Source organism: Nostoc sp. (assembly GCF_036917095.1).
GTDB lineage: Bacteria > Cyanobacteriota > Cyanobacteriia > Cyanobacteriales > Nostocaceae > Nostoc.
On the sequence record NZ_JBALFH010000014.1, the window covers coordinates 197,060 to 209,558 of the forward strand.

General features: G+C 42.0%; 14 protein-coding genes. 10 read left to right on the forward strand and 4 right to left on the reverse strand.

Annotation, left to right across the window (positions count from 1 at the left end; translation table 11 throughout):
• Nucleotides 1–30: 30 nt before the first annotated feature.
• Nucleotides 31–309, forward strand: a complete 279-nt coding sequence (locus V7L01_RS03765) for a hypothetical protein (protein ID WP_335032043.1) — start codon at nucleotides 31–33, stop codon at nucleotides 307–309.
• Nucleotides 310–440: 131 nt separating this feature from the next.
• Here the strand turns inward: V7L01_RS03765 and V7L01_RS03770 are convergent, their stop codons facing one another.
• The 3 genes from V7L01_RS03770 to V7L01_RS03780 form a co-directional block, all read right to left on the reverse strand.
• Complete coding sequence (locus tag V7L01_RS03770; RefSeq protein ID WP_335032045.1) at nucleotides 441–1,325, reverse strand: hypothetical protein; 885 nt, start codon at nucleotides 1,323–1,325, stop codon at nucleotides 441–443.
• Nucleotides 1,326–1,395: 70 nt separating this feature from the next.
• Complete coding sequence (locus tag V7L01_RS03775; RefSeq protein WP_335032047.1) at nucleotides 1,396–1,986, reverse strand: DUF1517 domain-containing protein; 591 nt, start codon at nucleotides 1,984–1,986, stop codon at nucleotides 1,396–1,398.
• Between the two features lie 70 nt (nucleotides 1,987–2,056).
• Entirely contained in the window at nucleotides 2,057–3,622 is a 1,566-nt protein-coding gene (locus V7L01_RS03780; RefSeq protein WP_335032184.1) for a pentapeptide repeat-containing protein, read from the reverse strand.
• 70 nt (nucleotides 3,623–3,692) lie between these two features.
• On the opposite strand from V7L01_RS03780, the gene V7L01_RS03785 reads away from it, so the two are divergent.
• Entirely contained in the window at nucleotides 3,693–4,529 is an 837-nt protein-coding gene (locus V7L01_RS03785) for a prephenate/arogenate dehydrogenase (protein ID WP_335032186.1), read from the forward strand.
• Between the two features lie 413 nt (nucleotides 4,530–4,942).
• On the forward strand, nucleotides 4,943–5,236 hold the full coding sequence (locus V7L01_RS03790) for a hypothetical protein (RefSeq protein ID WP_335032049.1): 294 nt from the start codon (nucleotides 4,943–4,945) through the stop codon (nucleotides 5,234–5,236).
• 147 nt (nucleotides 5,237–5,383) lie between these two features.
• On the opposite strand, the gene V7L01_RS03795 is transcribed toward V7L01_RS03790, so the two are convergent.
• On the reverse strand, nucleotides 5,384–5,896 hold the full coding sequence (locus tag V7L01_RS03795) for a DUF3122 domain-containing protein (protein WP_335032051.1): 513 nt from the start codon (nucleotides 5,894–5,896) through the stop codon (nucleotides 5,384–5,386).
• Between the two features lie 35 nt (nucleotides 5,897–5,931).
• Here V7L01_RS03795 and V7L01_RS03800 point away from each other — a divergent pair, with 35 nt between their 5' ends.
• From V7L01_RS03800 to V7L01_RS03830, 7 genes are all read left to right on the forward strand, one after another.
• Nucleotides 5,932–6,099, forward strand: a complete 168-nt coding sequence (locus tag V7L01_RS03800) for a hypothetical protein (protein WP_335032053.1) — start codon at nucleotides 5,932–5,934, stop codon at nucleotides 6,097–6,099.
• 288 nt (nucleotides 6,100–6,387) lie between these two features.
• Nucleotides 6,388–7,320, forward strand: coding sequence for a polysaccharide deacetylase family protein (locus V7L01_RS03805; RefSeq protein ID WP_335032055.1), 933 nt, complete (start codon nucleotides 6,388–6,390; stop codon nucleotides 7,318–7,320).
• Nucleotides 7,313–7,438 carry a hypothetical protein gene (locus V7L01_RS03810; RefSeq protein WP_335032057.1) on the forward strand — a complete coding sequence of 42 codons (126 nt, stop codon included), beginning with the start codon at nucleotides 7,313–7,315 and terminating at the stop codon, nucleotides 7,436–7,438. The genes V7L01_RS03805 and V7L01_RS03810 overlap by 8 nt, the downstream gene beginning before the upstream one ends.
• Before the next feature lie 78 nt (nucleotides 7,439–7,516).
• Nucleotides 7,517–8,371: a polysaccharide deacetylase family protein gene (locus V7L01_RS03815; protein WP_335032059.1), complete on the forward strand. Its 855-nt coding sequence runs from the start codon at nucleotides 7,517–7,519 to the stop codon at nucleotides 8,369–8,371.
• 4 nt (nucleotides 8,372–8,375) lie between these two features.
• On the forward strand, nucleotides 8,376–8,948 hold the full coding sequence (locus V7L01_RS03820) for an ureidoglycolate lyase (RefSeq protein ID WP_335032061.1): 573 nt from the start codon (nucleotides 8,376–8,378) through the stop codon (nucleotides 8,946–8,948).
• Between the two features lie 56 nt (nucleotides 8,949–9,004).
• Entirely contained in the window at nucleotides 9,005–9,808 is an 804-nt protein-coding gene (locus V7L01_RS03825; RefSeq protein ID WP_335032063.1) for an FAD binding domain-containing protein, read from the forward strand.
• A complete protein-coding gene (locus V7L01_RS03830; protein ID WP_335032065.1) occupies nucleotides 9,793–12,489 on the forward strand; it encodes a molybdopterin-dependent oxidoreductase in 2,697 nt (898 codons plus the stop codon). The genes V7L01_RS03825 and V7L01_RS03830 overlap by 16 nt, the downstream gene beginning before the upstream one ends.
• The last annotated feature ends 10 nt before the right edge of the window (nucleotides 12,490–12,499 follow it).

Genomic DNA, 12,499 nt, shown 5'->3' on the forward strand with positions numbered 1-12,499 from the left:
GAAGCTCACATAACATCAGGAGTACTCACGGTGAATCAGATACAACTGACTTTAACTATTGGTTACTTGTTAATGTCATGCTATTTTTTAACTAATTGGTTAATATTTTCCCTACGTCATCCTGCTTCCAATCCAGAAGATAAATTTTTATCGGTTGTGATGTTTGTGGTGACAGCTATCTTCTGGCCTTTGATGATTCCAATGTCTTGTTTAGAAATGGTTCAAAAAAAGCGAATAGACTTTAGTAAAATGATTCCTGTCCTCTTAGCAATATTTGTATTTAGTATTTCATATTATTTGACTGAATAATTCATAATTAATCTTCACAAATTACATAGATATAAAGAGAAGCCGGAGGGTTAACTTATGACCCTCCGGCTTCTTTGTGCAACACACTACCTTTACTTGTTAAGCAGTCTATTTATTGCATTTGGAATTTCCTAACGGCGTCTGCTGCCAAAACCACTTGAGCGGCGGGGTGCTGAACTACGCCCACTACCAAAACTACTACCAGAATCGCGTCTGGGTGAGGTAGCTCTACCAGAGGGTTGCAAGGTACTACCACCAAAACCAGAACCAGAAGGACGATTATTACCAGTAGTGCTACGCGGTGTATTGCGTATAGTTGAATTACCAGGATATGACCTTCTAATTGTCCCTGTATTGCGGAATGCAGTACGATTTGTCACGGCTGCGGGTGGCGCATTGTAGCGAGTTTGGTAGTTTTGAACTGCTTGGCCATAGCTTCCGCCATATCCACCGAAGCCACTTAATCCTTGTCCTGATTGATAGACAGGGGGTACATAATACTGGGGTCTAAATAAGAGACTACCAAGTGCCTGACCTGCCACAGCACCAGCCACAGACCCAGCAAATGGTGCCCAGAAGCTATTTTCTCGACGGACTACAACCGTCTCTTGTTGTCCTGTTTGGGGATTGGTTTTATTTTCGGTAACGTTGTGGACGTACTCAAGTTTAAAGTCTTCCGTTAGATATAAAATTGGTTGTCCTTTTTCTACCTTCAGATAGGTTTTTTTACCCTCCTTGATTTGATCGTCAGTTAACCGTGCCATTTGCAAATTTTCGGTTGAAAAGGTTGGGGGCTTATTGTTAAGTAAAAACAGGTTATACTCCCCAGTTGCATCATCGTATGTAGCTTGTTGTATTTGATACTCTCCATCACTTAGCTTGGTATTAGTAGAGCTTTGGCTAACGTTCTTAGCCGGAGGAGTAGTTTCGTTTCCGCCACCACAAGCGACAGTTGTCAGACACAAACTCAGAGCTAAAAAAACGGCTGTAAATTTACGTACTATGGTCATGATCATTGGATTATTGTCCTATCTCTGAGCTTAACAATTTCTCGATGTGAGTAGTAAGTACGGACTACCCAACAAATTACAAAGGAATCAATTCTGGGTAATATTGCAACAGTTGATCGCTAGTGAGTTCATCACCTAACTGTGCTGGGGAGAAATGCACTTGGATTGCCTTGAATCTATGTTTATAATGCAGATTTATCAATGCTTTCAATCCTTCTTTGAGCGCCTGAACGTTAGAAAGATCGGTTTCTAAATCTGGTACTTCTCCTTCATAAGCGACTGTAATCATCACAATGACGTTGCGGGTTACAGGTATAGATAAAGGTTCATTCAATCCACCAGAACCGTACTCTGGTTCGCTGAGATATCTTTGGGCAGAGTCAGTAAATAATTCATTCACGTAATCTCCCGCCTCGCCTTCATCCCAAAATACATCACCTTCGTTGGCAGCAGAAAGCCAATATTCATCGTATTGCAGCAGTGTTTGGCTAATTTCTACCAATCCTTCTCCCAAAACTTCTAAGTCGCCATCAACATCGATCGCATCCCGCCCAGCACTATTTAATACTCCCAAAATTGGTGCTACCTCACCTCCCCCTAAGTGCAGAAATAGGCGAAAGACTACATAGCGAGTCCGACCGATCATTTTATTAAAGGTGTCGCGCATTTTTGCCCTCCAAAATTTGTTTTTTTGTCATTTTTAATTTGTCCAATAACTAATAGTTAATGCCCGATGACTAATGACTAATATAGTGAAATCCTTTGACAAAATCCATAACCATATTTAACGAAGGCAATATATATTTTGTTGATTCATGGGAAATCCGATCGTAAGCTGAAGCATTGAGAGCAGTGCGATTAATAAATCTTTTCCCAAAGTTAGGATTGTCATGGACAATCAAAGTGTAGGCGCTGGAATTCGTTAAAATTATTTGGGTTGGGGCTTTACAAAAATTTAACTTTGCGGCTACTTCAATATTTTTTTTCATCTGTTTAATTGTTGTAGCCTGACTCATGGCTTGCTCTACAAGGATATTTAATTGTTTCACCATTTGGGGCGATTTTAAATCTTGGTTCGCAACAACCTCACTGTTAATCATTTCCAGCATACTGGAAATATTCTTTTGGGTAGATATCGCATCTAAAAAGGGAAGAATCACAATGTAAGCAGTGGCATATAATGCTTCATCGCTATCTACATGAAAGGTGAAAACAGTTCGACGACGCCCACTTTCGATGCTTGGGGGTCGTTTCAGCCCTCGGTATTCTTGAGCAATTTGGTAGTAAGCGCCAGCGATCGCAAAATTGGCTTCGTGTTCTAGGGCTGCATCAACAATAATTCGGATTGTTGGCGGTGTTTCGTTAAAAAAGTCTCGTGAGTCGTCGGAATGGAAGTTTTGGATAATGGAGCGATCGCCTGCGGGGCTAAGATCGACCCATTCACAAATCATGCCTTCGGTTTTTAAACCAAACCTGGAGGTGGCATAAAGTTTTGCCCCAGTTAAAGTTGCTCCTGTTAAGTCAGCACCAATCCATTCCGCCCTAATTAATTTTGCCTGAGTCAAATCGGCGTGGATTAAAATTGTATTCGTTAAATTGGCATTGCTTAAATCTGCGCCAACTAAATTAGCCCCGCTCAATTTTGCACCGCTCAAATCTGCCCATCGGAGATTTGCGCCGCTCAAATCTGCCCATCGGAGGTTTGCGCCGCTTAAGTCTGCCCCGCTCAGGTTAGCATGGCTGAGATTGGCTTGTCTGAGTTCAGCATCTCGCAAATTTGCGCCGCTCAGGTCAGAACGACTGAGGTCGCTAGCATTTAAGTTCGCCATCTCCAAGTTGGCTCCCGTCACGGAAGCGCCTTTCAAGACAGCCTCACTCAAGTTAGCCTGACGGAGATTTGCTTGGCGGAGTGTCGCCTCTCGCAGATCGGCACCCGTGAGGTCAGCCTCCAAGAAGTCAGCGCGACTGAGATCGGCGCGAATTAACTCGGCGCGAATCAACGAAGCTCCTCTAAGTTGAGCGCGACTCAGATCCGCTCGGATCAAATTAGCGACGTTGAGAGTAGCGTTGTTCAAAATGGCACTACCTAGATTCGCCCCGCTCAGTCTGGCTATATTTAGCTTGGCATTAGTCAAGTTAGCTTCACTCAAATTCGCGCCACTCAGGTTGACTATACTCAAATTAGCATTGCTAAGATTTATGCCACTGAGTTTGGCCCCACTCAGGTTAGCTTCCGCGAGGTCAACACCACTAAAGTTTAAGACTCCTGTTGCGTATTGTTCCAATAATTCCTCTACATTCATCGATGCTACCCCTTGGATGCCAACTTTAATAGTTGGTAAAGTCATAAAAAACGGAATGTCAAAATCAAAAATGAATATTGGGATTTTAGGATTGGGACTGATAGGTGGATCTTTGGGTTTTGATTTGCGATCGCAAGGACATCATATCTTAGGAGTTAGTCGCCGTGAAGCCACCTGTCAAAAGGCAGTTGCCCTCGGCAGTGTCGATCGAGCATCAGTCGATCTGAGCCTGTTAGCAGCCGCAGAGGTTGTATTTATTTGCACACCTCTAGCCCTTATTGTGCCCCAATTTGAACAGTCGATCGCTCATTTGTCTGCTACTACCGTCATAACTGATGTGGGTTCGGCGAAAGCACAGATAGTCAAGGACATTTCTCCGCTTTGGGATAATTTTATTGGCGGTCACCCAATGGCGGGAACAACAGACAGTGGGATAGAAGCTGCACAACGGCATTTATTTGTCGATAAACCTTATGTATTAACACCGACAGCTACAACACCAACCACGGCAATTACGGTTGTGGAAGAAATTGTGCGATCGCTGGGAGCTAATATCTACTATTGTCAACCAGAGCAACATGACCGCGCTGTAAGTTGGATTTCCCATTTACCTGTAATGGTCAGTTCCTCTTTGATTGCTGCTTGTTTGAGTGAAACTGACTCTGATGTTTTGGAATTAGCCCAAAAGTTAGCTAGTTCAGGTTTTCGGGATACCAGCCGTGTGGGTGGTGGGAATCCAGAGTTGGGTGTGATGATGGCGCGGTATAATCGTCAAGCATTGCTGCGATCGCTGCAACAATATCGCCAAAATCTTGATGAGCTAACTAACTTAATTGAGCAAGAAAATTGGGCAGTTTTAGAGGAAAAGTTTAAATCAATGCAACAGGCACGACCTGATTTTGTTTAATAGTTTTTGGGTGCGTTCAGCTATCGATAACGCACCCATTTTTATATTTTGTAAGTTAATTGATAAAGTTTGTTGCCTGCTTTTTTGTGAAATCAACTCTTCAGAGCCACTCAAAAATTCTAACAAGGGACTTCCAAATAAAAAAATATCCTATCGCTTTTAGGGCAGGGGGCATTTAGCTGGGGGAGGGAAAGTCGTTTTGATTCCAAAAATTGGATAATTTCTTTTTTGGAGTTCCCCAATAACAGGACTTATGCAAAATAAGGAAAAAACGAACCGCAAAGGACGCAAAGGAATAAGAGTTTCAGAGAGTTATTGCGTAAGTCATAAATAAAATCTTTAAAAAATGCTACTCAACAGTTTGATAGTCACCAAACCGATGTACCATACAGATAAATTTACAAAAATCAACAATGGTAGAACGTCCAATCAAGAAATCGGAACGTCAGTCCCAAGCAAACACTGACAACAGCTCCGAAAATTCGGATTCTATAACTCCTATTGAATCCAACCCCAAAAGCGCAAAACCGAGCCGTAATCGCTCGTCTGACAAAGGGAAAAAAGCATCCTATGGGGATGATAACAGGCAGCAAGGGAATCCTGCCCTAGCGCGTGGCCCAAAACCCGTTAAACCTCCAGCCGCCAAAGTCAAAACAGAAGAACTTGAAACCGAATCGGAACCTATCTCTGAGGAGTCTCAAGACTAACATTACTGCTGCGTGTGATGTGGGAGGCTATAAGTAGATGAAGACTGGTATTGCTGGCTCCGAAGGCAGTAATAATGCCCCACATCACCATTTGGTTATTTTTATGTTGAATGCTTTTAGATTAAACTTTACTATTGGTGCATAAAATCAATCAATCTCTGTAACTAGCCATTGCCACTCAGTAACTACAGTATTGGATATGTTGAGAACCAATTGCTGTCCACTAGAAAGTGGCACATAGAGTTTGAGCGCATCAGTTGTTGGCAATTTCGGTAAGATATTAGTTAAATTATATTCGCCCACATTAGGGACGGGTGCAGTTAGAGCGTATGCATCCGATGCACTCAGCAATTTTCCTGCTGCTGTCTCAATTAACAATGGTTCGGGGTGAGCAAGTTCAACGACACCCGGAAAAGCAACCAACCGCAACCGTAAATCTTTGACTGCACTGTTGTAATTCTGTTTAAACAGCAGCACTTGCCAAGCGTAACCTTTTTCATCTTTGATAGATACTTGTGAGTGGTAGCGTAAGACACCCGGAGAAATATGATGTTGACGCAGCAGTGCTTGTGCCGACTGCACACTCCATCCACATACAGCTAATGCTACAAGCACTACTAGGGCACAACGCCAGATATATTGTTGAAATTTTTGCTTCATGCAACAGATATTATACCAATTTGTAATTCAAAACGGTGATTTTAAGTCCCAAGGCGGCGGTATATGCTGGGATAAACAGCGATGTTTACGACGGGCTATGCCTACGCATAATTTGGCTAACTCTGTTAATTAGCGGTGGTTTAGCTGGTGTGTGCGAAGTTTTAGTTTTGGTATTGGTCAACTCCGCCCTAGCATTTCTCTAGGTTACGGTTATACTGCCATTATTGCTGCCTTTGATTGACCGGTTAAATCCACTGGGTATTATTTTATCCAGCTTTCTGATGGCACTTTTGTACGTATACGGCGAATTATTGCAGATTAAATTGAGACTTTCTTTAGCTTTAGCTGGGATGTTTCAAGGTATTTTATTCTTTTAGCAGCAGATATATTAATTGACAAGCGATCGCGAGTGAAGCAATACGGAGATAAGGGAGCAAAGGTAGAATGGCTAATGGCCAATAATTAATGACTAATATTTGAGGAGATTTAATGTGTCCAGTCGGAAATTATCTTTGTTAGTGAAACTAATAATCATTACATTGGTTACAGGTGCTAGTAGTTTAGGAATCAGTTTGCTTTTAACTACAAGCGGATTTGAGCATTTGTTGGGAACTCTAAAGCCAAAAAGCGAGAGTGGTAAAGCAAGTCAGAACAAGCTGATGAGTGCAGATGCACAGAATATCACCCCAGCTACTGACCAGATGAATCAAGTGCCAAAGTCTTTTCAGGGAACAATTGTTTATCAAGGGAAACTGAAAGCAAACGATAAAGTCATCGCCTTGACCTTTGATGATGGCCCCGGCCCTAAAAATACGGCACAGATTTTAGAAATTTTGAAGAAGAATGATATCAAGGCGACATTCTTCATGCTCGGGCAAATGGTGAAATATTTTCCCCAGGTTGCCAAACAAGTGGCTGCTGATGGTCATGTAATAGGCAATCATACATGGCATCATTGGTATTTTCAAATGGATGGAGCGACTGCGGCTAGTGAAATCGATCGCACAGCAGATATCATCTACAAGACTACAGGAGTGAAAACTACTCTGTTTCGTCCCCCTGGCGGCTTTCTAAATAATGGACTAGCCCGATATGCCAAAAACGAGAAGTACGCTGTCATGATGTGGTCAGAACAGTCGGGAGATGCCGAACGTCGTCCGCCTCAAGTGCCAGGGCTGGTCAAAAATGTGCTGAAGTATGCAAAACCAGGTGCGATTGTACTGATGCACGATGGGGGCGGCAACCGTTCTAAATCTGTCAAGGCCTTACCAGAAATGATTGCAGGTCTGAAGGCTCAAGGTTATAGATTTGTGACAATTCCCCAACTTTTGGAAATGCAAGTCAAAGAACAACATCTGGCGGAGGTAGCTTCGCCTGTGGTTACAAAGGATGAACATCCAAACAATCAGCTTAATCATGAGTGATACGCTACGGGCAGCTACACCTCTAATTTTGGGGACACTAGGTGAATTAGTGACCGAGGAATCGGGGGTGTTAATCTCGCGGGATGACACACGCATAAAACTAGAGACACCAGCATGATTAGGGCAACCTTTTCGTTCTACTCATTAGGAGTTAGGAGTTATTCAATTTTAGATTTTTAATTTTAAATTGTTAACGATGCAGCCTCCATCTTTTCAACCAATTACGCAACGCCCAGTTTTAAAATTGCCGAATAATGCCAGAGTTGCTGTCTGGGTGGTGATGAATGTAGAACATTTCACTTTTGGCAAACTAGGAACAGCAATTCAACCCCATTTAAATAGTTACCCAGAAATTGCTAACTATGGTTGGCGAGATTATGGGAATCGCGTTGGGATTTGGCGTTTGTTTGAACTATTCGCCGAGTTAGAAATTCCAGTAACAGCCGCAGTAAACGGTGAGATTTGCACATTTTATCCCGAAATTATGACAGCCATACAGCAATATGGCTGGGAAGTGATGGCGCATGGCATTAATAATTCCACTGGACATAGTGGTATGGATCGGCAAACAGAAATAGATATAATTGATAGAACTCTAATTTTGCTACGACAAGCTACTGGCAAAACTCCTAAAGGCTGGTTAACTCCCGGATTCTCCATTACCGAGTCAACTTTTGAATTATTACATTCAGCCGGAATTGTTTACACGGCTGACTGGGCAAATGATGACCAACCTTATTGGTATCCATTACCCAACGATCGCTTGTTGGCAATTCCTTATACTATAGAAGCAAATGATATTAGCTTGTGTTTGAGTAACCGCTTTTCTGGTGTGGAATTTGCCCAAGCAATAACAGATCAATTTGACCAATTGTGGCAAGATGGAGAATCTCAAGGACGAGTAATGGCAATTGGCTTGCATCCATTTATTGTTGGTCAACCACTGCGATTAAAATATTTAAAACAATGTTTACTACATATTAAAAAGAAACCTGATACTTGGTTAACTACTGGTGAAGGTATTTACAATTGGATAAATAAATCACAATAAAATCATGACTATTTCCCAAACCCAAATTCTCAAAATTCCCGTAATCGAAGCCGATACAGAAAACATCAAACCCTATGGACATCTATTAGGTGATGAAGTCAGCAAACCCGGATTAGGAATTCCCTTTTATCAAGAAAGAGTAATAGAAGGCGAAAATATTGACTTTACCTATCGGGGAACAGCAACCTTCAGAACAGCCAAAATTATGCCAGGATATCCGCCGATAATTTGGTTAGAACGCCATATCCACATGACCCAAATGTTTATCGGTTTGGGGCAATCACCATTTATTATGGTGTTAGCATCGCCTAATCACGATAATGGCGAAACCTTGCCAGACTTAAATCAAGTCAAAGCGCTACGCTTCCCCCCTGGCTACGGACTATTGCTGCATATTGGCACCTGGCATGATTTTCCCATAGCTTGCGATCGCCCCGTCATCATCCTCACGGCAAATTCTGATGAAGTCGTCACCGCCTTAACTCAAATGCAGGCACCAGACGAGATGAATCAAGGCGATGTTTATAAGATTTCCTTACCAAAAAGATTAGGCTATACAATTCAGCTAGATATTTGAAAAACCTCTGCGATACTCTGCGCTTCCCTCCGCGTTCCTCTGCGTTTAAATAAAAGATGGATTTGCCAAACCTCGAAACTTATTTAAATCCCGATAATATTCAAACTATCACCAATTGGGGTAAAGGCTGGGCTTGGTTAGCAGGTGGAACGTGGCTATTTTCTGAACCACAACCAGATTTACAAGTTTTGGTAGATATACAACGTTTAGGATGGTCAGAGATTGAAGTAAAAGAAGACTATTTAATTATTGGTGCGACTTGTCCATTAATTAAATTATTGGAATATCCCTGGTTAGCAGAATGGACAGCAGTCGAGGGATTAAAAAGTGCGGTTGCTGCACTATCAGCATCATTAAAAGTAATTAATGTGGCGACGGTGGGAGGCAATATTTGCCTGGCTTTATCAGTGGGAACCTTAGCACCAGTAATGATAGCGTTGGATGCAACTTATGAAATTTGGAATATCAAAGGAGAGTCGCGTCAAGTTGCGGCGAAAGACTTTCAATTTGGTTTCAAATCTACAATTTTGCAAGCAGAAGAAATATTAAGGCGAGTTTTAATTCCTTTATCTAATTTAACATGGAAAGTTAACTATCAACGCTTTGGTATTGCTGCAACTGACCCAGCTTTAGCAATTGTGGTAAGTGCTAGGAATCATCAACAGGTACGTTGTGTGATTGGTGCTAGTGTTGTTGCACCCCAAATACTGGAATTGGAAGATGTAGAGACGCAAGATTTCGCATTTTTACAGAAGGTAAATTTTATTGAAGATGCCAAGGCGAGTGCAATTTATCGCCGAGAATTGACGGCAGTTTTAATCAAGCGATCGCTATCAGCTTTATTATGCCAGAACAGTTAATATTTGAAGTTAATCATCAATCTTATACAGAAAATTGTCACCCTGGAACCAGCCTTTTGAGTTTATTACGTCAATTAGGCTGGTTTGGTGTTCATCGTGTTTGCGATTCTGGCGATTGTGGTGCTTGCACAGTTTGGGTAAATGATACACCTATCCATAGTTGCATTTATCCGGCAATGCGAATTAAAAATCAATCGGTAACTACTATTGAAGGACTTTCCCAGAATGGCGAACTTGCGCCGATGCAGCAAGCATTTCTGCAAGCACAAGGTTTTCAATGTGGTTTCTGCACTCCTGGGATGATTATGAGTGCGGCAAAGTTACCTGAATTATCAGAAGATGAATTGCGTTTAGCTTTAAAAGGAAATCTTTGCCGCTGCACTGGATATCAAGCGATTATTGAGAGTATTTTGCTTTCTCAAAACTCCCCACTAGCAACTACATTGGCTAGTCCCCACTCAGTAGGAGAAAGCATTCCTAAACAGGATGGTGCACTAATTGTGACTGGGAAAGCGTCTTACACAGGTGATATTTCACCACCTGGATTATTACATCTTAAAGTACTGCGATCGCCTCATCCCCACGCCCGTATTCGCAAAATTGACACCCAAGAAGCCAAAGCCCTCCCCGGTGTTGTTGCGATTTTCACCCACGAAGATGTACCCAGAATACCTTATACCACCGCTGGACATGCTGAACCAGTACCCGATCCGTTAGATCGCTACCTATTAGATAATAAAGTAAGATTTGTAGGCGATCGCGTTGCGGCTGTAGTTGCAGAATCAGTAACTATTGCCGAACAAGCTTGTCGATTAATTGCCGTCGATTACGAAATTTTACCCCATGTTATCGACCCCGTGCAAGCAATGAATGATAGCGGTGTTGTGATTCATGATGAACCAGAATCATCACAAATTCCTAATAGAAATCGTAACATTGCTGGACAAATATTTTTCGACTCTGGTGATTTAGAACAGGGATTTGCCGAAGCAGATTTAATTGTCGAGAACACTTACAAATTACCAGCAGTACAACACGTCCACTTGGAACCGCATATAACTATTAGTTGGCTAGAACCAGATGGAAATCTAGTTGTGCGTTCCAGTACTCAAGTACCATTTCACTGTCAGCGGTTACTCTCACAAATTTTCAACTTACCTGAAGATAAAATCCGCGTTTATAAAGCACAACTTGGCGGCGGATTTGGTAACAAACAAGAAATTTTATCAGAAGACCTCTGTGTTTTAGCAACCCTCCGCACAGGTAAACCCGTGCAATGGGAATTTACCAGGAAAGAGGAATTTACTGCCACAAATAGCCGTCATGCTATGACAATCAAAATTAAAACTGGTGTCAAAGCAGATGGTATACTTGTTGCCCAAGATATGGAAATAATTGGTAACACGGGTGCTTATGGGAATCATGGACAGACAGTAGTATTTTTATCAGGTTATATCCCTCTAGGTTTATATCGCTGTCCAAATAAAAGATTGCGAGGTTTTGCAGTCTATACAAATACAATGCCGGCGGGTGCGTTTCGCGGTTATGGTGCAACTCAAGGCACTTTTGCAATGGAATGTCAAATCGACGAAATTGCAAATAAGCTCAATATTGACCCGATAGAAATCCGTTTAAAAAATATCATTTGTCCGGGAGATGTAATTTCTTTAGGAAGGTCTGAAGACCACTTTAACTTAATTGGTAGCTATGCCATTCCTGAATGCTGGGAAAAAGTTACGCAGTCACTTGGTTATGTTCCTGGGACACCACCAAGGGTAGAAGGTTCTCGCCGTCGTGGTGTGGGATTTGCCGTTTCTATGCAAGGTAGTGGTTTATCTAAAATCCATATTGCCAAAGTCAAATTATCACTTGTTGCTGAGGGTAAATATGAATTAAGAACTGGTTCTGTAGATGTTGGAACTGGTTCAGATACTACTCTGCGGCAAATAGCAGCAGAAGTTTTAGGTGTGAGTGTTAGCGATATTGATATTATTTCTGGCGATACCCAACGAACACCTTTTGATTCTGGTTCTTATGCTTCTGCGACAGTTTATATTTCTGGACAAGCAGTTAAATTAGCGGCGGAAAAATTACGAGAAAGATTAGAGAACGAATCGCAGAGGCGCGGAGATAACAGAGAAGAAATAAGTGAAGAGGTAACTTATGCAGCAGATGAATCAACTTTAACTTTCGCTGTTCAAGGTGTAGAAGTAGAAGTTGATATGGAAACAGGTAAAATTCAAGTTTTACGATGTGTGCAAGCGATTGATTTAGGTAAAGCAATTAATCCGCGAATTTGTCACGGACAAGCAACCGGTGGAATAGCTATGGGAATTGGCTATGCCTTAAGTGAAGAACTATTATTTGATGAACAAGGATGTATTTTAAACCCGACATTGCGAGAATATCGCATCCCCACAGCGGCAGATATGCCACCAATAGAAGTAATTTTAGTCGAACAAGCCGACCCCCACGGCCCATTTGGCGCTAAAGGAGTTGGGGAAATCACCATCAATTGTACAGCGCCAGCTATTGCAAATGCGATCGCTAATGCTACAAGCTGTAGACTATACCAACTCCCCATCACACCCGAAAGAGTTTGGCAAAAACTAAACAACTTTTCAACTGAAACTCTTTTCTTGCTTTGTGTCCTTTGCGTCCTTTGTGGTTCGTCATCATAAATGCTTGACT